This is a genomic window from Arthrobacter sp. Soil761, from assembly GCF_001428325.1.
Taxonomy (GTDB): domain Bacteria; phylum Actinomycetota; class Actinomycetes; order Actinomycetales; family Micrococcaceae; genus Arthrobacter.
In genome coordinates this window covers 1-23,872 of record NZ_LMSF01000004.1, presented here as the reverse complement: position 1 = coordinate 23,872, position 23,872 = coordinate 1, and the positions used below count along the sequence as shown (strand labels likewise).

The following is a 23,872-nucleotide window of genomic DNA, read 5'->3' as shown; positions in this document are numbered from 1 at the left end:
GCTGGGACCATGACACTCGATCCCGGCTCAGCGGCCATCATCCAGCTGGCGTGGGCACGCCGGCTGGGCCTTGACGACGACGCGTTCGGGGACGCCCTGGTCTCCGGGGCACGGATCGTCCGGGCGGACGAATCGGCCCGGACCGTCGAGTTCGTCCGGTTGTTTGGCAGTTCCGCGCTGGTGGGCCCGCAGAGCGTCATCGAAGCCGCAACGGACATTCCGGACGAGGAGATGGCCCAGCACGTCACGCTGCTGAAACTGACCAGGGACCGGGGCGGCCATGGGCTCGGCGCTGCCGCCCTGTTCTTCGCCGACGACCTGCCGCTGCAGCAGCCCTCCGGGGAACTCACGGTCTCGCACGGGAACCCGGAGGCCATTGAACTGGAGGGCCGCTGCCCGCCGGACGACGTCAACGAAGTGGGGCTCTCCGACCTCGAAAACCGCTACACCATCGTGCATGAGCAGGACGGCAGGCGCATGCCCCTGGCCTGCGGTGCGTACGGCGAATGGGAGGGCCTGCTGGCCAACATGGGTGTACTGGTGGACCCGGAATGGCGGCGGCGCGGCCTGGGCTCGCTGGCCGCATCCATCGCGGCGCACGAGGCCCTCGCCGCCGGGCTGACGCTGCAGTGGCGTGCGGACGTCAGCAACACCGGCTGCCTGGCACTGGCCAGGCAGCTTGGCCTCTCAGCCGGCGGAATCCAGACCAGCGTCCACCTTCGCTGACGCCTGGTCCTGGCCCTGCGTCCCCCAGCCCTGGACCGGCTGCGGCTTGGCGAAGAACAGTGCCACCGCCGCCCCCACCAGGATCACTCCGGCGGGCAGCAGAATGGACTGGCCCATCGCGGTCGAGAATCCGGCGTGCAGGAACCCGGGCAGCGAGCCACCCATTGCCAGACCTTCCCCGGCGGACCCGCCCGGCCCTCCCGAGGGAAGCTCGGCGGCCAGCCGCGACTGGATCAACACAGCGATGGCCGCACTGCCCAGCACCGCGCCGATCTGGCGGGTGGTGTTGTACACGCCCGAACCGGCACCCGCCTGGCGCGGCGGCAGGTTCCTGGTGGCAGTGGTGCTCAGCGGGGCCCAAATGCCGGCGTTGGCGAAGCCCAGGACGGCGCTGGGCAGCAGGAACATCAGGATGGGCGTATCCGGCTGCATCAGGACCGAGTTCCACAGCAGCGCCACCGCCATGAGCACCAGCCCGGTGGCCGTGATGAACTTCGGGTTCACGCGGTCCACCAGCTTGCCCACCACGGGTGCAAGCCCGCCGGAGATCAGTGCCATGGGCACCATCATGAGGGCGGACTGTGTGGGGGTTAGGCCCCGGACCAGCTGGTAGTAGAAGATCAGCGGCAGGCTGAAGGCGGTCACCGTGAAGCCGACGGTGGTGATCCCGATGTTGGCCAGCGAGAAGTTGCGGTCCCGGAACAGCGCCAGCGGCAGCAGCGGCTCGCCCTTGTTGAACCGCTGCCACAGGACGAAGACAGCCAGCACCACGATGCCGGCGATTATCAGGCCCCACACGCTGATGGGCCCGGTGATGGTGCCCCAGTTGTAGGTTTCGCCCTCCTGGATCCCGAACACCAGAAGGAACAGCCCGACGGCGCTCAGCAGGACGCCGGGAATATCGAAGCGGTGCGGATGGGTGCTCAGGGCCGGGACGTTGCGCAGCGCCAGGATGAAGCCCACGACGCCGATGGGCACGTTGATGAAGAAGATCCACTCCCAGCCCAGGCCGTCCACCAGGACGCCGCCAAGGATGGGCCCGACGAGCGTCGCCATGCCCGCTGTTGCGCCCCAGACCGCCATGGCTGAGCCGCGGCGGTCCGGCGGGAAGATCCGGGTGATCACGGCCATGGTCTGGGGCGTCATCATCGCGGCGCCAAGGCCCTGGAGGACACGGGCGGCGATCAGGATCCGGACGTCGCCTGAGAGGCCGCACCACAGCGAGGCGAGGGTGAAGACCACCAGGCCGGAGAGGTAGAGCTTCTTGGGCCCGAACCTGTCGCCCAGCCTGCCGGTGATGAGCAGCGGGACGGCGTAGGCCAGCAGGTAGGCGCTGGTCACCCAGATGACCGAGTTGATGTCGGCGTCCAGCCCCTCCATGATGCGGGGGTTGGCCACGGACACGATGGTGGTGTCGATCAGGATCATGAAGAACCCGATCACCAGGGACCACAGTGCCGGCCAGGGCTTTGCTACGTTTTCCACTCGGTCATCCTTCAGGAGTTTTTGTTGGTGCCGGGCGGAACCCGGGCAGAGCTAGCCCAGCAGGTCCAGGATCTCCGTGCGGGCAAACATTTGCGCCGCGGCGCGTGCCGAGGGCGCACCGGCGTCCGGATCCGCTCCGGCGTCAAGCAGGACCCGGGCCACGTCCGTGTAGCCCTTGAATACGGCGCCTGCGAGCGGGGTCTGGCCCCGGTCGTTGGCGGCGTTGGCGTCGGCGCCGTGTTGCAGGAGCAGCCCAACGGTGCCGGCGTGGCCGTGGTAGGCGGCCAGCATGAGCAGGGAGTCACCGGCGGAGTTGGTCATGGTGGCGGGAACCCCGGCGTCCAGGTAGGCACCCAGCAGGGCGTCGCTCCCCTCACGCGCAGCCTCGAAGAGCGCCTGCGCCAAAGCCAGCGCGTCGTCGTCGTGCCCTTCCGCTGCCGTCGTCCCAACGCCGGCAGGCGTGGTCCCGGTGTGCTCGGTCATCAGCGTGGCCCCCTCAGGAATCCGGTCTGGCGCCCCACCACCTGGCCGGCATCGGGGGCAACAATGATTTCCTGGACGGCCGCATACGGCTCATCGCCGTCCAGGACGGTCAGTATCTCATCCGCGGCCACGGAACGTTTTATGACTGCCAGGGCCACAGGACCCATCTCGTAGTGCTGCGCCACGGAGGTGACGGTCCCGACTTTCCGGTCCCCTGCCATGACCGGGCTGCCGGCGGCGGGGAGGGTGTGCTGCGAGCCGTCCAGCTGCAGGAACACCAGCCGGCGGGGCGGGTGGCCCAGGTTGTGGACTCGGGCGATGGTCTCCTGGCCTTTGTAGCAGCCCTTGGCCAGGTGCACCGCAGTGCGCAGCAGGTCAAGCTCGTGCGGGATGGTCTTGTCATCCGTCTCGGCACCGATTCGGGGGCGCCAGGCGGCGACCCGCAGGGCTTCCGCGGCGAGGACACCGGCCAGAGACCGCCCCGCGACGGCCTCTTCCAGTTCGGCGGCCGGGATGAGGTACTCGAACCAGGGGCGCTCCAGCCCCGGATGGTTCTCCTCCGACACGGTGGCATAGGAGTATCCGCCGGCGGATACGTGCGGCCACGGGTCCTGCCAGGCGAGGCGGCCGGACCACTCCGGGACGGCCCGGGTGCTGCCCACTACTGCCCAGTCGGACGAGACGTCGGCGATTTCCACCCGCAGCATGAACTTCATCCGGTTGAGGTACTCCGCCAGCGGCGCTGCCTCGGCGGCCTCAACGATCAGCCACGTGGTCCCGCCGTCGTCGACAACCCGGGCGTCAAAGTCGATGCGGCCCTGGACGCTGAGGAGCAGCAGCTCGCTGGACTCCCCCGGCTTCAGCGCGGCCACCTGCTGGGAGGACAGGGTATTAAGCCAGCTCAGCCGGTCCGGGCCGGTGACGGTGACCACGCCGCGGTGGGAAAGGTCGACGACGGCGGTTCCGGCAGCGAGCGCGCGCTGCTCGCGCAGCGGCTCGCCGTAGTGGGCGGCGACTCCGGCGTCAGGGCCGCCGGCCTCGACGGCGCCGGGGCGCGACAACAAGGGGCTGGGCGTAGTCATATGAAGTAGAAGTCCTTGGAGGCTAACGGTATTCCGGATTTTCGAAATCGAAATGGGTACCGGCGTTCCATTCGTTGGGCAGGTTGCCGTAGGCCGGGTAGCCGCCCGCATCCTTCAGCATCTTTGCCAGGTGCAGGAGGTTCCAGGTCATGAAGGTGGTGTTGCGGTTGGTGAAGTCGCTCTCCGGGCCGCCGGAGCCTTCATCCAGGTAGCTTGGGCCCGGACCAACCGGCCCGATCCAACCCGCGTCGGCCTGCGGCGGGATGCTGAAGCCGATGTGCTGAAGACTGTAGAGGATGTTCATGGAACAGTGCTTGATGCCGTCCTCGTTGCCGGTGATCAGGCAGCCGCCCACCTTTGGATAGAAGGCCCACTGGCCCCTGTCATTGAGCTGGCCGGAGTGGGCGTAGAGGCGCTCGATAAGTTTCTTGGTCTGCGACGAGTTGTCACCGAGCCAGATGGGGCCCGCCACCACCACGATGTCAGCTTCCTGGACAGCGGGATAGAGATCCGGCCACTCGTCCGTGGCCCACCCGTACTGGGTCATGTCCGGGTAGACACCGCTGGCGATGTCGTGGTCCACGGTACGGATCACCCTGGTGCTGACACCCTGCTTTTCCATGATGCGGCGGCTGATGGCAATCAGCCCGTCCGTGTTGGATGTCTGCGGCGACTTCTTCAGGGTGCCGTTGAAGAAGACGGCCTTGAGGTCGCCGTAGCCGCTGGGCTTTCGTGCTTGATCCGTGCCGTCTTCCATGAGGTTTCTTTCCTGTTCAGGAGACTCTATGCAGGAACGCGGAGGCGTGGGCTTCAAGGCCCTTGCCGGTTTCGCCGCCTGTCGCCACGTCCCACCGCCACAGGAGGTTGCCGTCCACCAGGCCAAAGATCCGCGTGGCCGCACTGTACTCCTTGGAGTGGCTGCCACGCATCACCATGTCGGTGGTCAACTGGATCTGCGGGCCCTTGATCTGGCCGTAGTACAGCTCGGTGATGCCGCCTGGGTGGGCGATGGACACCGAGATGTCGAAGCCGCCGTCCTTGTTGCGCAGCGCCTCCACCTCATCGGCACTCTTCAACACCGGGACGATGTCGGCAGGCACCAGGCCCGGGCCGCCGTCGGCATCCAGCTGCTTGCGTTCAAGCGCCCAGAAGCCGGTCTCAACGGTGAGCGGCCGCAGGCGCGTGCCCTCGTCGTCGGTCAACCAGCTCTCGGCCCGGTACTGCAGGTACGGCAGGCCGTTGTGGGTGAAGGAGACGTGCTGCAGGAAGTGTTCCGAATCCTCGTCGCCGCTGCCCAGCCGGCCGCGGCCCTCCCACTCGCCAATGAGCCACGAAAGGGGGACGAGTTCAGGGGTCAGATCTGTAGGAATCTCAATGGGCATTTGTACTACCTCGAGATACGGCCGGCTCCGGAAGAGGGGTGGCTACTTCTGGCCCTTGAAGAGGCGGTAGACCACGAATCCGGCGAACCAGGCCATGGACAGGCTCGCGATGCCGAGCAGGACAAGGAAGAAGATTTCAAAAGCAAGTACGGACATGGTGCCATCCTAACCCGTTAGTAGATGAGTAGTTTGTCTATGAAGTAAGCGAGGGATCCCACCGCTGAGACGGGGGCCAGGCCCATGCTCAGTGCGGCCGCAAAATTCAGCGGGGCGCCGCGGAGCGTGGCCAGTCTGCGGAAGCTTGCCAGGACCGCGCCCACCACCACGCCGAAGACCGCGGCCGGCAGGACGGCGATGTCCGACAGGACCAGTCCGGCGAGCGGCCCGGCCAGGCCCGCCAGGACAATGCCCAGCGGAGCAATGATGCTGTCCGGCCAGCGGATAAGGCCGGCCAGCAGGGCCACCGCGGCACTGATTGCCGCCACCAGCAGCATTTCGCGGACGCCGTTGAACCGCGCTCCGGCAACCCAGCCGGCGCCGAGGCAGGACAGCAGGACACCGGCGCAGCAGCCCAGTGTGGACTCCAGCCGCTGGGCCTGTCCCGTACCGCGGACCAACTGCACCACAAACACCGCCATCATTCCCAGCGCCACGAAGGCCGGCGTCCAGTCCAGGTAGCCCGGGGCCGGCGCCACGCCGGCCGCCACGGCAGCGCCTGCGCCCGGCAGGGCGATGACGGCGGCAAGGGTCTTCTTGGCGGGGATGCGGAGGAAATGCGGCCACCCGATCCCCACTGCGGCGGCGATGGCGACACCGACGGCGACGAGTGCTTCAGGCGAGGCATAGACCCCGGCGATGATGGCGGCCAGGCCGGCGATGCCGACAACGCCGATGGTCCAGGAACCCAGCGAACGCACGGGTGCCTGCAGGTCCGCCGTCATGCAGGGCCCGGCCTGTGCTTCGTCGGTGCACTCACTGCGCTGTTTTCCCATCCTGGCGTTGGCCGGAAGGCTGGTCCGCCCCCTCATGGCAGGGCTGGTCCGCCCTGCTTCAATCCTGCCTTATGTGAAGGGCATATGTCGCAAAACGCTCCCGTCCGCGGCCTGGATCTGTGGCCTGGAGGAGGCCGCCGGGTATACTCAAGGTTCAGCTACGCTCCCTGCTGAGGTAGCTGGCCGGCGGCGTGCTGACGGCCCAGAGCCTCGTGCAGGAAGCCAGTACCGGCCGGTGAGAATCCGGTTCAGTCGCCCAATGATGCGCGGACGGCCCTTGGAGGAACAATGTCGCACATCCTGTTACTGACCAACAGCACCGGTTCTTCGGTGGACATCCTGCCTGCCCTCGAATTGCTGAACCACAGGGTCCACATCCTCCCGGCCGAGCCCACGGCCCTCCTTGAGACAGACCCCTGCGACATCGTCCTGCTGGATGCCCGCAAGGACCTGGTGGGCGCCCGTTCACTCACGCAGCTCCTGAAAGCCACCGGGCTGAGCGCTCCCCTGGTCCTGATCCTCACAGAAGGCGGCATGGCCGCCGTTTCCTCCGCGTGGGCCGTTGACGACATCGTCCTCGATTCCGCCGGACCCGCCGAAGTGGAGGCGCGTATCCGGCTGTCCGTTGCCCGGGCAGTCCCCGAGCAGGAAGACGCTCCGAGTGAGATCCGCGCCGCCGGCGTCATCATCGACGAGGCAAGCTACACGGCACGCGTCAACGGCGCCCCGCTGAACCTGACGTTCAAGGAGTTCGAGCTCCTGAAATACCTGGCCCAGCATCCAGGCCGCGTGTTCACCCGGCAGCAGCTCCTCACCGAAGTCTGGGGCTACGACTACTACGGCGGCACCCGCACCGTGGACGTCCACGTCCGGCGCCTCCGGGCAAAGCTCGGCGCGGACCACGAGAACCTGATCAGCACGGTCAGGAACGTCGGCTACCGCCTCACCCTCGTCCGGCAGCAGGAAGACGAACTCACCGAGGCCTAAGCCCCGGCGCGCCATTGACGTATAGCCTTGGCTCATGACTCCAGCGCATCCGCAGAAGTGGCCCGTCCATGTCGTCCGGGGCGGAGTTGACCAGCAACTCCTGAAGGACTGCCGCGACCTCCTGGCCGCGGCTGAGGAATCGGATGGAAACCCTTCCATCTCCGAGCAGACCCTGGTGACCATGCGCGCCGGGGACTCCGCGGAGCACACCCTGCTGACGCTGGCCCTGTATGCACCCGACGAGGACTCCGATCCGGCGACCGGACAGGACCTGGCGGGCTTCGCCGTCGTGGTTGAGGAGCCGGACGGCCACGGCATCCTGGAGATCGCCGTCCACCCCTCCTACCGGAACCAGGGCGTAGCGGACCGCCTGGTGGGGGCCCTCAAGGAGGTCCGGGGCTTTGGCGGGCTGAACGCCTGGTCCCACGGCAACCACGAGGCAGCTGCCGACCTTGCTGCGCGGTACGGCTATGCGCCGGTGCGTGAGTTGTGGAAGATGCGGATGACGACGGCGGGCGCGGAGCTTCCCGACGCCGGCCTCCCGGACGGGGTGGCCATCCGCACCTTCGTGCCGGGCAAGGATGAGGACGCCTGGCTGGCCGCCAACAGGGCCGCCTTCGCCCACCATCCGGAACAGGGGAACCTCACCCGGGCGGACCTCGAGGCGCGCATGGCGGAGGACTGGTTCGATCCGGCCGGGTTCTTCCTGGCGGAGGACCGGGCCGGCCGCCTTCTGGGCTACCACTGGACCAAAGTCCACCCCCGGCACGGCTCGCACCCAGCCATCGGCGAGGTGTACGTGGTGGGCGTGACACCCGAAGCCCAGGGCATGGGCCTGGGCAAGGCATTGACCATCGCCGGCATCAGGCACCTCCGCGACTCCGGGCTGAACGGGGTCATGCTCTATGTGGACGCCGACAATGCCGCGGCCGTTGCCCTCTACCGGCGGCTCGGCTTTACGCGCTGGGACATGGACGTCATGTATGGCCCGGCGGCGGGGTAGGCAGGACCAGCCGGAAGAATCCCCCGCCCGCGTGAAACAGGGGCCGTGGCGTGGGTGAATGCTTGTAAGGTTGAAAGGGAACCGCGCGGGGCGGAAGCGCCGGCACCAACGCGCCAGCTAAAGGAGAAGCCATGAACCCGGAACCCTCCGGAACAGCTACGTCCCAGGATGTTGCGGCGCCTGTACGGGCACGCTTCGGCTCCTCCGAGGTACCGGCCTCCAGGGCCACCCAGGACCGCATTGACATCCCTGAATTCGCGCCGAACCTGCAGCCGGAAGGCGACATCCGGCCTGACCGGTTCCTGGACCGCGAGCTGAGCTGGCTCGCGTTCAATTCGCGGGTCCTGGAACTGGCCGAGGACCCCACCCTGCATCTGCTGGAACGCGTCAGCTTCCTCTCCATTTTCGCGTCGAACCTGGACGAGTTCTTCATGGTCCGCGTGGCTGGCCTCAAGCGCCGTATCGCCACGGGACTCGCCGTCCCCTCCCCCGCCGGCCTGAGCCCCGTCGAGGTGCTGGAGCGGATCAGCGAGGAAGCCCACCGGCTCCAGGCACGGCACGCCCAGGTGTTCGCTGACCAGATCCGCCCGGCCCTGGCCTACGAGCACATCCACCTCATGCACTGGGACGAACTGGACGACGCCGCCAAGCAGCAGCTGAGCGTGATGTTTGCGGAAAAAGTCTTCCCCATCCTCACCCCGCTGGCCGTTGACCCTGCCCACCCCTTCCCTTACATTTCGGGCCTGTCACTGAACCTGGCCGTGGTGGTCCGGAACCCTGTCAGCGACAAGGAGCTCTTCGCCCGCCTGAAGGTGCCGGACCAGTTGCCCCGCCTGATCTCCATCGACGGCCCCCGCGCCGGCGCGGTGCCCGGGCGGGTGGCCCGGTTCATTGCGCTGGAGGAAGTCATCGCCGTCCACCTGGACAAGTTGTTCCCGGGCATGGAGGTGCTGGAACACCACACCTTCCGGGTCACCCGCAACGAGGACCTGGAGGTGGAGGAGGACGACGCCGAAAACCTCCTGCAGGCCCTGGAGAAGGAACTCCTGCGCCGCCGCTTCGGCCCGCCCGTCCGGCTGGAGGTGGCCAACGACATCAACCCCAACATCAGGGCCCTGCTGATCCGCGAGCTGGGCGTGGAGGAATCCGAGGTCTACTCGGTGCCGGCTCCACTGGACCTTCGCGGCCTGTCCGTCATCGCCGGAATCGACCGCGCTGACCTGCATTACCCCAAGCACGTGCCGCACACGTCCCGGTACCTGAATGAGTCCGAGACCTCCAAGGCGGCGAACGTCTTTGCCGCCATGCGCCGCCGCGACATCCTGCTGCACCACCCGTACGATTCGTTCTCAACTTCGGTGCAGGCGTTCCTGGAACAGGCCGCGGCGGATCCCAAGGTGCAGGCCATCAAGCAGACCCTGTACCGCACCTCCGGCGACTCCCCCATCGTTGACGCGCTGATTGATGCCGCCGAGGCCGGCAAGCAGGTCCTGGCCCTGGTGGAGATCAAGGCGCGCTTCGATGAGCAGGCCAACATCTCCTGGGCCCGCAAACTGGAGCAGGCCGGCGTGCATGTGGTGTACGGGATCGTGGGCCTGAAGACGCACTGCAAGCTGTCGCTGGTGGTCCGCCAGGAAGTGGACGGGCTCCGCCGCTACTGCCACATCGGCACCGGCAACTACCACCCGCGGACCGCCCGCTACTACGAGGACCTGGGCCTGCTGACGGCGAACGAACAGGTGGGCGAGGACCTGTCCAAGCTGTTCAACCAGCTTTCCGGCTACGCACCGAAATCGACCTTCAAACGGCTCCTGGTGGCACCCCGTTCCGTCCGGTCGGGACTTATCGACCGGATCGAGACCGAGATCCGCAACGCCAGGGCCGGCGTGCCGGGACATGTGCAGATCAAGGTGAACTCCATGGTCGATGAGGCCATCATCGATTCCCTCTACCGCGCCTCGCAGGCGGGGGTCAAGGTGGATGTGGTGGTCCGCGGCATCTGCTCGCTGCGCCCCGGCGTTCCCGGGCTGAGCGACAACATCACTGTCCGGTCCATCCTGGGCCGGTTCCTGGAGCACTCCAGGGTGTTCGCTTTCGCCAACGGCGGGGATCCCGTGGTGTACATCGGTTCGGCCGACATGATGCACCGCAACCTGGACCGCAGGGTGGAGGCGCTGGTCCAGCTGGCCAGCGCGGACGACATCGCCTATGTCCTGGACCTCATGAAGCGCTACATGGCGCCGGAAACATCCAGCTGGCACCTGGACAACGAGGGCCGCTGGAACCGGCACCACCTGTCCGAGGACGGGAAGCCGCTTGAGGATGTCCAGTCCTGGCTGTTGGCGTCCCGGCCGCGTCAACGCAGCCTGAGCCGGCGATAGGCAGCCGCGTTGTCGAGCGATGCACTCGTAGCCGACCAGACTGACCACCCGGGGGAACCCGTAGCCGTAACCGCTGCGGGCGCCATCCCGTGGCGGGTCAACAAGGACCTCCTGGAAGTCGCGCTGATCCACCGCCCGCGCTATGACGACTGGTCCTGGCCCAAGGGAAAGATCGACAACGGCGAGACCATTCCCGAATGCGCCGTCCGTGAGGTGTGGGAGGAGATCGGCCTCCGCGCGCCCCTGGGCATACCGCTGCCGCCTATTCACTACCACGTGGCGTCGGGCCTCAAGAAGGTCTACTACTGGGCGGTCAAAGTCAACGGCGACACCTTGGTTCCGGACGGCAAGGAGGTGGACAGCGTCATGTGGTGCGCCCCAGAAAAGGCGGCCGGCCTGCTGTCCAACCCTTCCGACGTCGCGCCCCTTGAACACCTGCGGGACGCGCACGAAGCGGGCACCCTGGACACGTGGCCGCTGCTGGTGCTCCGGCACGCCAAAGCCAAGCCGCGCTCATCCTGGAGCAAGGCAGAGGGCGAGCGTCCGCTTGCGGCCACAGGCAACCGCCAGGCACAGGCCGTCGGCCGGCTCCTGGATGTGTGGAAGCCCATGCGGGTGGTCACCAGCCCATGGCTGCGCTGCGTGGCAACCGTGGCCCCCTACGCGCGGGCGGCGGGGGCCAAAGTGAAGCTGGCGGAAGGCCTGACCGAACACAAGCACCAGCGCAGTCCCAAGAAGACCGCGGCCGTCATCGAATCCCTTTTCGACAAGCAGCGGCCCGTGGTTGTCTGCACGCACCGGCCGGCACTGCCCACCGTCCTCAAGCAGGTGGCCACCCATACGCCGGCACCCTTGGCGAAGCTCCTGCCCGGCCGCGAGCCCTACCTGTCCCCCGGCGAGGTGGTGGTGTGCCATGTGGCCAACGGCGGAATGAAACGGGTTGTGGCGGTGGAGCAGTTCAAACCCTTCGACGACTAGGCAGCCAGTAGACTTGGGGCGTGAGCATCCCTACTCCCTATGAAGACCTCCTGCGCGATGTCCTGGCCTCCGGCACCCATAAGTCGGACCGCACGGGAACCGGAACCACCAGCGTTTTCGGCCGCCAGATGCGCTTTGACCTGGCCAAAAGCTTCCCGCTGATCACCACCAAGCGGGTCCACTTCAAGTCCGTTGCCGTTGAACTCCTGTGGTTCCTGCGCGGTGAAACCAACATCAAGTGGATGCAGGACCAGGGCGTCACCATCTGGAACGAATGGGCGGACCAGGACGGCGACCTGGGCCCGGTCTATGGTGTGCAGTGGCGCAGCTGGCCCACACCGGACGGCGGGCACATCGACCAGATCGCCGAACTGATCGAGAACCTCAAGTCCAACCCGGACTCCCGGCGGCACCTCGTGTCCGCCTGGAATGTCTCCGAACTCAACGACATGGCGCTGCCGCCCTGCCACGCGTTCTTCCAGTTCTACGTGGCCAACGGCAAGCTCTCCTGCCAGCTCTACCAGCGGTCGGCGGACATGTTCCTGGGCGTCCCGTTCAACATCGCCTCCTATGCACTGCTCACCTGCATGGTGGCCCAGCAGGTGGGGCTTGAGCCCGGCGAATTCATCTGGACCGGCGGCGACGTGCACATCTACGAGAACCACATGGACCAGGTCCTCAAGCAGCTGGAACGCGAGCCGTACGAATACCCGCAGTTGAAGATCACCCGCAAGCCGGCATCGATCTTCGACTACACGCTGGAGGACTTCGAGGTGGTGGGCTACAAGCACCACCCCACGATCAAGGCACCGATCGCCGTATGAGCACCGAAAACTTCACCGATCCCCAGTCCTTCACGGAGGAGCTCGCCGCCTCCATCACCGGCGTCGGCCTGGTCTGGGCTCAGACGTCCGACGGCGTCATCGGCAAGGACGGGGACATGCCCTGGCACCTGCCCGAGGACCTGAAGCACTTCACCCGCCTCACCACCGGGCACCCGGTCATCATGGGCCGCAAGACCTGGCTGTCCTTCCCGGACAAGTACCGCCCCCTGCCCGGCCGCACGAACATCGTCATCACCCGGCAGAAAAGCTGGGCCAGTACGCCTGAGGCGGAGGGCGCCGTCGTGGTTCCCTCGCTGGATGACGCGCTCCTTGAGTCGCAGTTTGTCGACGGCGGCGAAACGGTCTGGATCCTGGGCGGTGGCGATGTTTTCCGCCAGTCCACGGACCTCGCCAACGTTGCCGTGGTCACCACCATCGACATGAAGGCCGACGGCGACACGTTCGCTCCCGAGCTTGGTCCCAGTTGGGTGGCGTCCGCCTCCGTCCCGCCGGACGGCTGGCTGACAGCCGCCAACGGCACGCGTTACCGATTCACCAAATGGTCACGGACCGAGGGCTAGGAACATGCTGAAGAAACCCGAAACCCTGTTTGTCCTGGGCTACATGCTGCTGCCCCTGCTGGCGCTCCTGTCCGCGATCGTCGGCCTGACCATGATCCTGGGCGGCAACAAGATCGCCGGTGCAATCGTGCTGGTTGTCGTCACCCAAGCCTTCGCCTTCGGCGCGTTCTTCGCGCTGCGGGCCCGGAAGGCTGCCGTGCTGGAGGAGTCGGACCGGGGTTAGTGCATACTGCCGTGCATGGGCAGGACAACCCAACGCGGCCGTTGTGATCCTGCCTGAGGCTGGGGCCTGCAGAGCGCTGAACTGCTGCGGGATGAAAATTGGGGGAATCCTGGTGGCAGGGACTTTGTGGGGCGCCGACGTCGATCCACTGCGCACCCTCGCGCAGCACTTCAGCAAAACCGCGGACCTGCTGCAGCAGCAATCGACACAGCTGGGCAGCCAGATCAACAACAATCCGGCGTGGAAAGGCGCGGACTGGCTCACTGATCCCGAAGCCAACCTCATGGTTATCAAGCAGCACCTTGGCAGCAACCTAGAGGGCGGCGTCACTCTTCGCCCGCCGCGAGGATCCCACCGTACAGACCCTTTACGTGAAGAATGGCGGCGACGGATCATGGACCACTATCTCCACACATAGAGGCTTGACGATGTACTTGCATTTTGCAAGCATGAGCCGCATGAGCCTTTTCATCACCTGCCCGGTTGAGAGCGTCGAGCGCGCAACCGCCTTCTACACCGCCTTGGGCTGGACCCTTAACGCCGAGATGTCCGATCACAACGTGTCATGTTTCCAGATTGCGCCCGAGCAGTACGTCATGCTCGGAAGCCGCGAGATGTACGCAAGCGTCGGCGGCGCCGAGGAGCTGGTCGGCGGACCCGACACTCCTTCGAAGATCACGGTCTCATTCGACCTCGGCAGCCGCGAGGCGGTCGACGAGCTCACCGAACGCGCCGGCGCAGCCGGCGGGCGGATCGGTGACACCGACGACTACCCCTTCATGTACCAGCGCCAGTTCGACGACCCCGACGGCTACCACTACTCGCCGTTTTGGATGAAGCCGGACACCGACCCGACCGAGTGAGCGACCTCGCCGCGGCCCTCGACGTCGTCGGAGCACGGTGGGCCCTGCTCATCGTAGAGCGGCTGCTCGACGGGCCACAGCGCTACGGCGATCTGCAGCGCGACCTCGGAGTGCCGACCAACATTCTCGCGACCCGCCTGCGCGAGCTTGAGGCCGCCCGCGTACTGTCCCGTCTGCCCCTCCGGCACAACACCCGGGCCTATGCGCTGACCGACCGGGGGCTCGCCTTGCGCGAGGCGATCGTCGCGCTGGCACGCTGGGGCGGCGAGGAAGTAATTTAGGTGTGGCGAGGAATCGCGATGCGCTCCACAAGCTCGGTTATGCCAGGGTTGTGAGTTGCAGCGGGAGCCCTGAAAGCGGTCCCGGCACAGCGGCGAGTAGGCGATGCCTCTGGTTGTCTGCCGTGAAGACCTTCATCCGCGAAAAAAGAAGTGGCGTCGGCGCCGCTCACATCATTGACTTGGTGCTGCCCGCAAGGGGCCGGTGGCACCGAGCGGAATCCGGAGCGCGCCTTACGCCGCGTACCACGGACCGACGCAGGTTGCTGTCAAACGAGCAGCGCCTCGAGCTCCGGAAGTCGGGCGAACAAGTCGGGGAGGCCGCGCACCCCGTTGCGCACAGCCTCGTGCGACAGCGCGAGGTCAGGGCCGGTGCCCGCCTCGACACCGGCGAGGCACCGGAGGATGTTCCACCTTGTGTGCCCCAGCCAGCCGCCGATCATGAATACAAACCAGCTTGGACCTGAAGGCGGCAGGGTTCCGTCCCCCGCGACATAGCCGTCGAGAACCGAGCGGAAAATGCTGGGCTTGATGTCGTCGAAACCACACCCCTTCGCGATGCTCAGCGCGGTCGAGCCGAGCTCACCGGACAGGTCGAGCATGCCGGAGAGCTCCCAGTCGAGCACCACCGGCCGACGCTCTCTAGTGAGCAGGTTCCATGGTTGGATGTCCCTGTGGGTCAGTACGACGGGGCCTGGCCGTTCGCAGGTGTCGACGAAGCGGGCAATCTCGAGGAACGTCTCGACGTGAGAAGCGAGCTCGTCGGCCCACGGTTGTCCGGTCGCCGCCGCCCGCACTGCGAGTTCGGGCCAGTCCCGTGGCGCCGGGCCCTCGACCGGCACCTGCGTCCACGGGATGTCGAGTGGATGGACGCGCGCGAGGATCTCACCGATCTCAAACGCGTACTCCGCCGACACCGGCGCTTCGGGCAGCTTCTCGCCTTCGACCCATCGGTGAACGAGTGTATGGTGGCTGGCCGAGATCGGCTCTGGCATCGGAATGCCGGCAGCGAACGCAGCCCGCTCAAACCTGAACACATCCTCGACGCGATAGGTCCAGCGGCGGTCGACGAGGTTCAACTCCTTCACCGCGAACGACCCCTGGTCAGTGTCGAGTCGGTACACCCGGTTGGCGAACCCGCCGTGGACGCGAATCATCGGCCCGATCGGCGCGCCGAGATGCGAAAGGTTCACCCACTGATTCTAGGAGCTGGCAGTTCCTTGATACACCGAACTTTCCCGGCCGCTTGCCGGGACCAGGCCAACGAGCTGCGCAAGGAGCGGCAGGCACCCGAACCTGGAGCAGGACACGTCAGCAAATGACCCGCAAGGCGTAGCCGGGACAACGGGCCCCTCACGCAGGCCGCCGTCGTACCTTTCCGGGCTGCCGGCGGCGTGACGTAACCGACTGCGACCTGCCGGTTCCGAAGTCTAAACTGGACCAATGACTACAGCAGCTACCCCTTCCGTCGGCCTGGTCGGATGGCGCGGCATGGTCGGTTCCGTCCTGATGCAGCGCATGCAGGACGAGGGCGACTTCGCCAACATCAACCCGGTGTTCTTCTCCACCTCCAACGCGGGAGGTGCCGCGCCTTCCTTCGCTGAAGGCGCCGGCAAGCTCGAGGACGCGTTCGACGTCGACACGCTGGCAAAGCTGCCCATTATCGTCACCGCACAGGGCGGCGATTACACCAAGCAGGTCCACGGCGAACTGCGCAGCCGCGGCTGGGACGGCCTCTGGATCGACGCCGCTTCCACCCTGCGCATGAGCGACGACTCCATCATCGTGCTGGACCCCATCAACCGCGACGTCATCGACAAGGGCCTGGTCAACGGCACCAAGGACTTCATCGGCGGCAACTGCACCGTTTCCTGCATGCTGATGGGCCTCGGCGGCCTGTTCAAGAACGGCCTGGTGGAGTGGGGCACCTCCATGACCTACCAGGCGGCGTCCGGCGGCGGTGCCCGGCACATGCGTGAGCTGCTCAGCCAGTTCGGCACGCTCAACGCCGAGGTCAGCACGGAACTGGACGACCCGGCGTCGGCCATCCTGGACATTGACCGCAAGGTCCTGGCCCACCAGCGCACGGACATCGACGCGACCCAGTTCGGCGTTCCCCTGGCCGGGTCCCTGATCCCCTGGATCGACGCCGATCTGGGCAACGGGCAGTCCAAGGAAGAGTGGAAGGCCGGGGTGGAAACCAACAAGATCCTGGGCACCTCCGAGGATAACCACGTGATCATGGACGGGCTCTGCGTCCGCATCGGCGCCATGCGCTCCCACTCCCAGGCTTTGACGCTCAAGCTCCGTGACGACCTGTCCGTCGCCGAAATCGAAAAGCTCCTGGACGAGGACAACCAGTGGGCCAAGGTCATTCCGAACACCAAGGAAGCCTCCATGGCGGACCTGACCCCCGTGGCCGCCTCCGGCACCCTGGACATCCCGGTGGGCCGCATCCGCAAGATGGAGATGGGCCCGCAGTACATCAGCGCCTTCACCGTGGGCGACCAGCTCCTTTGGGGCGCCGCCGAGCCGCTGCGCCGCATGCTCAACATCGCCACCGGCAACCTGTAAAGGCGTACAGCTGCCCACGAGCGGCCCCTGCCCGCATGAACGGTGCTCCCCAGCGCCGTTCATGCGGGCAGGGGCCGTTTGTGTGTTCCGGGCTGTCCGAGGAACGCCGTCAGCCGGGCACGGAGCTCCCCGGGCCGGTCCAAGTGATTCCAGTGCAGCCTGAAGACCCGCCACCCGGCCTCCACAAGCGCATTTTCCCGCCAACGCTCCGCGAGCAGCACTTCCTGTGTCGGTTTGTGGTCCGTGTATTTGACGGCGCCGTCAAATTCGACGATCACCCGGGTTTCAGCATCGGCGAAGTCTGCCCGGAAGAGGCCCGCAGTCGTCGTGATCTCCACCTGTGGCTTGAATGTGGCCAGACCGAACGAGCAGAGCAGCAGCCTGGTCCTGGTCTCCCCGGCCGATTCCGATCTCGCATCCAGAACCTGCAGCAGGTCCGAAGCGCGCCTGCCCCCGCGCGTGACATGGCTTTCCTCCAGCAGCCGCCGCATGGTGGCCAATGATGCGCCCTTGCGGAGGGCGTGGTCGCCGATGACGGCAGCCTTGTCGAGGGGCAGGGTCCGGGCGCAGTCCAGCACGGTCCTTTCGATGGAAGTGGTCAGGATTTCGCGTCCGTCGGGCGTCCACAATGAAGCCAGTTCTTCTTCTGTGAGCGGGATCCGGCGTTCCACACATGGCAGCCGTGCAGCCGTGCCGCGCTCGCATGGCTGTACCGGGCCCGTCCCGAGGTCGACTCAAAGTGCGCCATGATTCGGAGCTGGTCCCGGTCCCACGGTTTTATGGTGTTCCAGTGTGCGGCAAGGACATATGCTCCCCGCCGCACGCGGAGCAGGGCACCGCTCTTCACTGCTGCTGTCACCACCCGGTCATCCAGCCCGGCAGCGGCCAGCTGTGCGGTGGAGGCAACGGCTCCTTCAGGCCAGCGATCGTGAACCAGGGCACGTACTGTCTCGGCTTTCATCGCTCAAGCGTCGCTGGCGTGCAGGCATGGTGACAGCCGCCCCCACCGCCATGTGGATTGTCGGTAGCCTGAGCGGCCCTTGCCCGCAATACCGTTGCTGCCCAGCACCGGTTATGCGGGGCAGCACCGCTCACGTGGCAAGGAACGTTAGATACCGCCGGGCGGCCCTTGTGAGGGCTGCCTGGGCTGCCGGCCCCAGCTGCCGGGTCTCGTCAAAGAGTTCGGGCACGACGGCGGCACTGCTGCCCGTGCCCTGGAGCGCCCAGGTGCCCACCACCTTTCCCGCCGCAACCACCGTCTTCTTGAAGACTCCGTTGCCGCCGGGAACTATCAGGTCCGAATGCTCCGGCGCCAGGACGGGAGTCCGGTCCGTGTAGCCGAGGACGAACTCATCGAACCCGGGCAGCAGGTGAAGGGAGCGGCCTCCGGGAACACCGGAATCCAGGAGGGATGCCACCTCCGGTGAGAGCCAGTAGCTGGTGCCATCGATGTCCAGCTCCACCAGTTGGCCCTGCACGTGCTGGAACGCGGCGCGCACCTCGGTCAGCGGCAGCTGGGTCCACCAGGCAAAGTCGCGCACGGTGGCCGGGCCATGGCTCCGGAAGTACCGAACCATGAACTCACCGATGGCCTCCTCGCGCCCGGGAAAGCGTGACGCCGGAATCCACTCGTCGAAAGCCGCGATCAGCTGCTGGTTACCCGAAAGCGGCCCCGGCACCAGCCAGCCGTGCCGGCACAGCGTACCCAGGAGATGGATGCCGCGCTGGCCCTGCGTTGGCTGGCCACCGGCATCGAAAACCTCGAACAGGCCGGAACGGCTGACGGGACCATCGGCCAGGATGCGGTCCAGCGCCAGGTCGCGCGCCTTCTCAACATCAGCCCAGGCAATCTCCAGCTGCCGGTGCCTGGCCGCAATGCTCCGGGTAAGCCGCTCGGCGGTGAGGTCCAGCATCCAGCGCAGGTCCTCGGGGGCAACCAGGTGCAGCGTTCCACGCATGGGCCACGACCGGACCACACTCCCGGAATCGATGGCAGTGCGGACGTCGGCGATCCCCGCACCGGGTACCCGGACCCCCACTGCCCACAGCGCCGCCGGCAGGTCCTGCGCCTGCATGGCGGTCATCCACCGGACCAGTTCCGGTACTGAGGCGGCACCGTCCCCGGTGAGACGCTGCGACACCAGCCGGAGCCTGCCGATCATCCTGTGGTCGCGCACGGAACCAGATGCAGCCATGCGCCCATCCTAGGCCGGGGACCGCGGTGGCGGGATGCCTACAGTTCCAGCGCGCCTACAGTTCCGGGATGCCTACAGTTCCAGTCCGATGAGCAGCGGCTCCGGGTGCAGCTGGATGCCAAAGCGGCGTTCGACGCCGGCCCGCACCTCCCGTGCCACAGCCACCATGTCGGCGGCGCTGGCTGAGCCGCGGTTGGTGATGGCCAGGGTGTGCTTGGTGGACAGTGAGGCGCGGCCACCGGCCACGCCATCCGGTTCCAGGCCAAAGCCCTTGCCGAACCCAGACTGGTCGATCAACCACGCGGCAGAAAGTTTCACCAGGCCGTCCTGGCCTGCCGGATACCGCGGCGCTGCTTCGGGCAGCGTGTCCGCGACAGCGGCCGGGACGATGGGGTTGGTGAAGAAGGAACCCGTGGAATACGTATCACGGTCGGCGGCGTCCCACACCATGCCCTTGGAGGCACGCAGCCGGAGCACTTCACGGCGGACGTCGTTGGCGTAGGCGCGCTTGCCCACCTCCACCCCGAGGGAACGGGCCAGTTCGGCGTAGCGTATGGGCGCGCTCATCCGTCCCAGCGGCAGCTGGAATTCCACAGTGAGCACCACGTACCGGGGCGAGCCGTTGACGGTGGTCTGCTTGAGGATGGAATCCCGGTAGCCGAACTTCAGTTCGGAGTTGGTGAAGGTCTGCACGGCGTTGCGTTCCCGGTCCCAGGTGCGCACGGCGGCAATGGTCTGCGAGACCTCAGAGCCGTACGCCCCCACGTTCTGGACCGGCGTGGCACCCGTTGAGCCGGGGATCCCGGACAATGTCTCAATCCCGGACCACGCGTGGCGGACGGCGTGCTCCACGAGCTTGTCCCAGTTATGGCCGGCCTGGACCACCACTGCCACGCCACCGCACGAGTCCTCGGCGTTGACCGTGAACCCCTCCGAGGCGATCCTGACAACGATCCCGGGGAACCCGTCGTCGGACACCAGGAGGTTGGACCCGCCGCTGATGATCAGAACCTGCTCGCCGGCCGCGTCCGCGGACCGGACGGCGTCGATGATCTCTGCCTCGCTCCGGGCCTCAATGAACTTGCCGGCGGGGCCGCCGACGGCGGACGTGGTCAGGGAGGAAAGCAGGGTGGGAGTCACCCATCAACAATACTAGGGAAACCTAGGCGGGCTTCCGGGCCACCGGGGACAGCACGAAGCTCACGGCCAGCATCACCACCACGGCAAGGAGCGAGTGCAGGATGCCCACGTGTTCGGCCAGCAGGCCCAGCAGCGGCGGCCCGCACAGGAACGCCCCGTAGCCGATGGTGGACACCACCGATACCCGGGCCGCTGCCTTCGCGGGATCGTCGGCTGCTGCGGACATGCCCACCGGGAAGCCCAGGGACGCACCCAGGCCCCACGCGGCGAGGCCAACATAGGCGAGCCACGGCGCCGGAGCGAACACGAAGACGGCCAGGCCAAGGACAGCCATCGCAGCGCACCAGCGCATGACGGGTACCCGCCCAAACCGGTCCAGCAGCGGCGTCCCGGCGAACCGGCCGATGGTCATGAACGTGACAAACAGGCCGTATCCGGCGGCGCCGGCGGCATCGCTCTGGTCGTGGCCGTCCGCCAGGGCCAGGGCCACCCAGTCCCCCGCGGCGCCTTCGGCAAGGGCGAGGCCGAGCACCAGGACGCCCAGCAGCAGTGTCCGGCGGTCCCGCCACGCCTGCGCGATCTTGCGCTTGTTGTCCAGCGGCGCCTCCGCCGTGCTCCCGGCGCGGATCAGGGGGACGGGGCCCGTGATGGGGTCTTCGAAGTTGTCCGGGGAGTAGGTGCGCTCCCCCGCCACCGGGGTGACGTCGGCGCGGAACCAGGACGCCGCCGTCGCCACCGACACGGCCACCACGGCCCCCGCCGCCGCAAGGTGCCAGAACACTGGCAGGGACACTGCCGCCGCAGCGGCACCAAGACCCGCACCCACCACCGTGCCAAGGCTGAAGGCACCGTGGAGCCGGGGCATGATGTGCCGGTCCACTGCACGTTCCACGGCTGCGCCTTCCACATTGGACGCGGTGTTCCAGCTCCCCGTCCCCAGGCCGATGATGGCCAGGCCTATGGCCGTTGCCACCGGGCTTGCCAGCACGGTTGTGCCAAAACCGGCGGTCAGCAGCCCGGCCCCCACCATGATGCTGCCGGTGCGGATGGTCCGTTTGGACCCCAACCGCAGGACGATCAGCCCGGACGCCGAGACAGAGGCGAACGAGCCCAGCGTCATGCACAGCAGGATCACGCCGATGTTGCCCGGGCTCAGGTCCAGCGCGTCCCGGATGGCGGGCAGCCGGGACACCCAGGAGGCGAACGCCAGGCCGCTGGCGCCGTAGGCCACCACGACGGCGTTGCGCCAGTGGGTGACCTGGGCGGCGGTAGCCTCGGTTTTGGGAGCGGAGGTCAACGGGTGCTGCCCATCATCACCAAGCGCGCATCAGGACAGCTTGACGAGGGCCTGGGCCTTCATCAGGACCTTCTGCCCTGCGGAGACAACGGTGAGGTCAACGCGGGCGGTGCGTGCGTCGGCGTCGAGCTTTCCGATGGTGCCGCTGACTTCGATGGTGGCGCCGGGCTGGTCCGTTCCGGTGGTGTCCGCGACCAGGACCGGCTTGGTGAAGCGGGTCTGGAAATCGACGACGGCGGCGGGGTCGCCTGCCCAGTCGGTCACCAGCTGGACGGCTGAGCCCATGGTGAACATGCCGTGTGCGATGACGCCCGGCAGCTCCACGCTGGTGGCGAAGGCCTCGTTCCAGTGGATGGGGTTGAAGTCGCCGGAGGCACCGGCGTACTTGACCAGGTCCGTGCGGGTGACCTCGATGGTGCGGCTCCCGATTTCCTGGCCGGCGCTGAGTTCATTGAAGCTGGGGCTCATGGTTACTGTCCCTCTCCGCGGACCAGGATGGATGACGTGGTGGTGGTGACCGGTTCCCGTGAATCGCCGGAACCGAGGGCGAAGATCTCCGAGCGGGTGGTGATCATGGCACCGCCGCCCATGGCCCGGACGCCGTCGACATGCAGTTCCGCGACGAGGCGGTCCCCGGCAATGATGGGCCGGTGGTGGGTGAAGCGCTGGTCCGCGTGGACCACGCGGGAGAAGTCGATGCCGGATTCCGGATCCTCGATGAGCTGGGCGTCGGCCCGCTGGGCGATGATGATCGCGAAGGTGGGCGGCGCCACCAGGTCCGTGTGGCCCAGCGCCTCGGCGGCGTCGACGTCGAAATGCGCGGGGTGGGTGGCCTTCACGGCGCGGGCGAACTCGCGGATTTTCTCGCGGCCAACGTCGTACACCTCTGCGGCAGGGTAGCTTCGGCCCTGCAGATCCGGATTGATAGTCATGGATTCCAGCCTATCGCCCGCGTGTTGGCGGGCAGAAAAGGCCCGCCGCAACCGTTACGGCGGGCGCTACCGGCGCAGGTTCTTCCGGATGGCCTGGCCGCGGACCACGATGCCCACGACGTGCAGGACAAGGCCCAGTCCGATCAGCGGCAGGGAGGCCCAGGCCAGCGTTTGGTTGCCGCCGGTGTTGCCGATGATGTTCAGGATGATGCCGACGGCGATCAGTCCCATCGCGCTGAAGACCAGGACTTTGTAACGGGTTGGCGCGGTGGCCCAGAATTCGTTCAGCACCGTGCAAGTCTACCCGCCGGGCCTGCCGGATCCCGCTAGAACAGGGATTCCTGCACCGCCGGGACCTCCGAGGCGTAGCCGCCCAGGATGATGGTCCGGGCGGCCAGTTGGGAGAGGTTGACCACGAACGCGGCGTCCGTTCCGTCCAGCCGGACCAGAGCATTTGCCCCGCTCAGGGCAGTGACCGTGAAGCCGTGCTGCCCCTGGTCCAGCGCGTGCGGGTAGGCATGGCGTTGGGCGGGCCCGTAGAGGGCTTCAGCGTGCGCCGGCGTCGCCCACTGCTCCTCCACAGTTACAAAACCGTCGACGGCGGTGCGTGCCAGCAGTGTGCGCACCTCGCCGGCCGCGCGGGCGTTGGCGGACTGCAGGTCCCGTTCCGGGAGCGGTTGCAGGAGGGCGTCCGCTTTGGCTGCGGACCGCACCTGCTGCGTCAGGCCCACCTCGGCTGTCACCAGGTCCTCCAGGATCCGCACCACCCGGCCGCCCCGAGCCCGGGCAACATAAGCGGCCGCAGCGGCCCCCTGCTCCGCGAGCCTGTTCCACTTCCGCGGGCCGGAGGCCGTTCCCACCTTGGTGGCACCGCCCGCGAACGTGGCAATGTACAGCCAGTGTTCCTGCATCAGGTAGTCACGGAGGCCCGGAGTGACCCTGCCGCCCCGGTGGAAGTCGTGCATGAGCCGGGACTCGTCCAGCACAAAGCACCGCTCGCACTGCTTTCCCCGCAGGGCCGGGGCAGCGGAGGCGCAGAGGACGTGGCTCCGCGAGGTTGCCGACTGGACCCGGATGTGGCCCAGGCAGGACCTGCCCGGTTCCACCACCTCGAAGCCGAGGCGCCGGCCGGGGCTGAGGCTGAGCTGACGGAAGTCCCCCTCCGGTGACTGGAGGCGCAAAACCGCGCCGCCGCCGTCGTCCGCGGCTCTGGAGCCCTCCGCGGCCCTGGAACCCTCCGGCGCCTTGGAACCCGGCAGCGCATCCCAAAAGACCCCATGGACCAGATAGCGGGTATCGGTCACGGGGTCTCCTGAAGTGGCGGGTGGGTCTTACAGCGCGGGCTGCACCCCGAAGGCTACGGCGAGCTTCATGATCTTCTCGGCGCGGCCAAGGCGGGGCAGGTCGGAGCCGTCACGGATGACGCGGCCGTTGGCTTCGAAGTCGTTCATGAAGTCGGTGGCCCA

At 67.1% G+C, this 23,872-nt stretch carries 28 protein-coding genes and 1 pseudogene; 12 read left to right on the top strand and 17 right to left on the bottom strand.

Annotated features, from left to right (window positions below; genetic code table 11):
• Positions 1 to 9: 9 nt before the first annotated feature.
• Positions 10 to 726 (top strand): GNAT family N-acetyltransferase, encoded by a 717-nt coding sequence (locus ASG79_RS04740; RefSeq protein WP_056388907.1) that lies wholly within the window; start codon positions 10 to 12, stop codon positions 724 to 726.
• On the opposite strand, the gene ASG79_RS04735 is transcribed toward ASG79_RS04740, so the two are convergent.
• From ASG79_RS04735 to ASG79_RS04710, 6 genes are all read right to left on the bottom strand, one after another.
• The gene (locus ASG79_RS04735) at positions 688 to 2,211 is read right to left on the bottom strand and encodes a DHA2 family efflux MFS transporter permease subunit (RefSeq protein WP_018769108.1); all 1,524 of its coding nucleotides are present in this window, start codon (positions 2,209 to 2,211) and stop codon (positions 688 to 690) included. The two genes, ASG79_RS04740 and ASG79_RS04735, sit on opposite strands and share 39 nt — an antisense overlap.
• Before the next feature lie 51 nt (positions 2,212 to 2,262).
• Entirely contained in the window at positions 2,263 to 2,694 is a 432-nt protein-coding gene (locus tag ASG79_RS04730) for an ankyrin repeat domain-containing protein (protein ID WP_018769107.1), read from the bottom strand.
• The gene (locus tag ASG79_RS04725; RefSeq protein WP_056388904.1) at positions 2,694 to 3,776 is read right to left on the bottom strand and encodes a YgfZ/GcvT domain-containing protein; all 1,083 of its coding nucleotides are present in this window, start codon (positions 3,774 to 3,776) and stop codon (positions 2,694 to 2,696) included. Before ASG79_RS04725 ends, ASG79_RS04730 begins: the two co-directional genes overlap by 1 nt.
• Before the next feature lie 22 nt (positions 3,777 to 3,798).
• The gene (locus ASG79_RS04720; RefSeq protein ID WP_056388901.1) at positions 3,799 to 4,533 is read right to left on the bottom strand and encodes a flavodoxin family protein; all 735 of its coding nucleotides are present in this window, start codon (positions 4,531 to 4,533) and stop codon (positions 3,799 to 3,801) included.
• A gap of 16 nt (positions 4,534 to 4,549) precedes the next feature.
• Positions 4,550 to 5,158: an FABP family protein gene (locus tag ASG79_RS04715; protein WP_018769104.1), complete on the bottom strand. Its 609-nt coding sequence runs from the start codon at positions 5,156 to 5,158 to the stop codon at positions 4,550 to 4,552.
• A 173-nt stretch (positions 5,159 to 5,331) separates the two neighbouring features.
• Entirely contained in the window at positions 5,332 to 6,099 is a 768-nt protein-coding gene (locus ASG79_RS04710; protein ID WP_043424912.1) for a hypothetical protein, read from the bottom strand.
• A gap of 339 nt (positions 6,100 to 6,438) precedes the next feature.
• On the opposite strand from ASG79_RS04710, the gene ASG79_RS04705 reads away from it, so the two are divergent.
• The 10 genes from ASG79_RS04705 to ASG79_RS04660 all read left to right on the top strand — a co-directional run bounded on the left by ASG79_RS04705 (position 6,439) and on the right by ASG79_RS04660 (position 14,271).
• On the top strand, positions 6,439 to 7,137 hold the full coding sequence (locus ASG79_RS04705; protein WP_018769102.1) for a winged-helix domain-containing protein: 699 nt from the start codon (positions 6,439 to 6,441) through the stop codon (positions 7,135 to 7,137).
• A 34-nt stretch (positions 7,138 to 7,171) separates the two neighbouring features.
• Positions 7,172 to 8,140, top strand: a complete 969-nt coding sequence (mshD, locus tag ASG79_RS04700; RefSeq protein ID WP_018769101.1) for a mycothiol synthase — start codon at positions 7,172 to 7,174, stop codon at positions 8,138 to 8,140.
• Between the two features lie 131 nt (positions 8,141 to 8,271).
• Positions 8,272 to 10,521: an RNA degradosome polyphosphate kinase gene (locus ASG79_RS04695; protein WP_018769100.1), complete on the top strand. Its 2,250-nt coding sequence runs from the start codon at positions 8,272 to 8,274 to the stop codon at positions 10,519 to 10,521.
• 9 nt (positions 10,522 to 10,530) lie between these two features.
• Positions 10,531 to 11,499 (top strand): NUDIX hydrolase, encoded by a 969-nt coding sequence (locus tag ASG79_RS04690; RefSeq protein ID WP_056388897.1) that lies wholly within the window; start codon positions 10,531 to 10,533, stop codon positions 11,497 to 11,499.
• Between the two features lie 20 nt (positions 11,500 to 11,519).
• Positions 11,520 to 12,323, top strand: coding sequence for a thymidylate synthase (locus ASG79_RS04685; protein ID WP_018769098.1), 804 nt, complete (start codon positions 11,520 to 11,522; stop codon positions 12,321 to 12,323).
• A complete protein-coding gene (locus tag ASG79_RS04680; protein WP_018769097.1) occupies positions 12,320 to 12,904 on the top strand; it encodes a dihydrofolate reductase in 585 nt (194 codons plus the stop codon). The genes ASG79_RS04685 and ASG79_RS04680 overlap by 4 nt, the downstream gene beginning before the upstream one ends.
• A gap of 4 nt (positions 12,905 to 12,908) precedes the next feature.
• Positions 12,909 to 13,127, top strand: coding sequence for an NF038396 family protein (locus tag ASG79_RS04675; RefSeq protein WP_018769096.1), 219 nt, complete (start codon positions 12,909 to 12,911; stop codon positions 13,125 to 13,127).
• Positions 13,128 to 13,218: 91 nt separating this feature from the next.
• A complete protein-coding gene (locus ASG79_RS04670; protein ID WP_156400170.1) occupies positions 13,219 to 13,545 on the top strand; it encodes a hypothetical protein in 327 nt (108 codons plus the stop codon).
• A 40-nt stretch (positions 13,546 to 13,585) separates the two neighbouring features.
• Positions 13,586 to 13,990 (top strand): VOC family protein, encoded by a 405-nt coding sequence (locus ASG79_RS04665; protein WP_056388894.1) that lies wholly within the window; start codon positions 13,586 to 13,588, stop codon positions 13,988 to 13,990.
• A complete protein-coding gene (locus ASG79_RS04660; RefSeq protein WP_056388893.1) occupies positions 13,987 to 14,271 on the top strand; it encodes a winged helix-turn-helix transcriptional regulator in 285 nt (94 codons plus the stop codon). Before ASG79_RS04665 ends, ASG79_RS04660 begins: the two co-directional genes overlap by 4 nt.
• Positions 14,272 to 14,537: 266 nt before the next feature.
• On the opposite strand, the gene ASG79_RS04655 is transcribed toward ASG79_RS04660, so the two are convergent.
• A complete protein-coding gene (locus ASG79_RS04655) occupies positions 14,538 to 15,461 on the bottom strand; it encodes a phosphotransferase family protein (protein WP_056388892.1) in 924 nt (307 codons plus the stop codon).
• A 250-nt stretch (positions 15,462 to 15,711) separates the two neighbouring features.
• Between ASG79_RS04655 and asd the strand changes: the two genes are divergently transcribed.
• A complete protein-coding gene (asd, locus tag ASG79_RS04650) occupies positions 15,712 to 16,842 on the top strand; it encodes an aspartate-semialdehyde dehydrogenase (protein WP_056388890.1) in 1,131 nt (376 codons plus the stop codon).
• A gap of 59 nt (positions 16,843 to 16,901) precedes the next feature.
• On the opposite strand, the gene ASG79_RS04645 is transcribed toward asd, so the two are convergent.
• The 10 genes and pseudogenes from ASG79_RS04645 to ASG79_RS23440 form a co-directional block, all read right to left on the bottom strand.
• Positions 16,902 to 17,471, bottom strand: a complete 570-nt coding sequence (locus ASG79_RS04645) for a hypothetical protein (RefSeq protein ID WP_082581679.1) — start codon at positions 17,469 to 17,471, stop codon at positions 16,902 to 16,904.
• Complete coding sequence (locus ASG79_RS23005; RefSeq protein ID WP_082581678.1) at positions 17,441 to 17,803, bottom strand: type IV toxin-antitoxin system AbiEi family antitoxin domain-containing protein; 363 nt, start codon at positions 17,801 to 17,803, stop codon at positions 17,441 to 17,443. The genes ASG79_RS04645 and ASG79_RS23005 overlap by 31 nt, the downstream gene beginning before the upstream one ends.
• A gap of 130 nt (positions 17,804 to 17,933) precedes the next feature.
• Positions 17,934 to 19,037, bottom strand: a complete 1,104-nt coding sequence (locus ASG79_RS04640; protein WP_056388885.1) for a winged helix DNA-binding domain-containing protein — start codon at positions 19,035 to 19,037, stop codon at positions 17,934 to 17,936.
• Positions 19,038 to 19,109: 72 nt separating this feature from the next.
• A complete protein-coding gene (locus ASG79_RS04635; RefSeq protein WP_056388883.1) occupies positions 19,110 to 20,177 on the bottom strand; it encodes a UDP-N-acetylmuramate dehydrogenase in 1,068 nt (355 codons plus the stop codon).
• 22 nt (positions 20,178 to 20,199) lie between these two features.
• Positions 20,200 to 21,474, bottom strand: a complete 1,275-nt coding sequence (locus tag ASG79_RS04630) for an MFS transporter (RefSeq protein ID WP_056388882.1) — start codon at positions 21,472 to 21,474, stop codon at positions 20,200 to 20,202.
• A 30-nt stretch (positions 21,475 to 21,504) separates the two neighbouring features.
• Complete coding sequence (locus ASG79_RS04625) at positions 21,505 to 21,942, bottom strand: MaoC family dehydratase (RefSeq protein WP_018769086.1); 438 nt, start codon at positions 21,940 to 21,942, stop codon at positions 21,505 to 21,507.
• 2 nt (positions 21,943 to 21,944) lie between these two features.
• Entirely contained in the window at positions 21,945 to 22,406 is a 462-nt protein-coding gene (locus ASG79_RS04620; protein WP_056388879.1) for an FAS1-like dehydratase domain-containing protein, read from the bottom strand.
• Between the two features lie 66 nt (positions 22,407 to 22,472).
• Positions 22,473 to 22,697 carry a DUF3188 domain-containing protein gene (locus tag ASG79_RS04615; protein WP_018769084.1) on the bottom strand — a complete coding sequence of 75 codons (225 nt, stop codon included), beginning with the start codon at positions 22,695 to 22,697 and terminating at the stop codon, positions 22,473 to 22,475.
• 35 nt (positions 22,698 to 22,732) lie between these two features.
• Entirely contained in the window at positions 22,733 to 23,710 is a 978-nt protein-coding gene (locus ASG79_RS04610) for a DUF2797 domain-containing protein (protein WP_082581677.1), read from the bottom strand.
• 27 nt (positions 23,711 to 23,737) lie between these two features.
• Positions 23,738 to 23,872: pseudogene (locus tag ASG79_RS23440) on the bottom strand (CoA ester lyase); the annotation flags it as partial.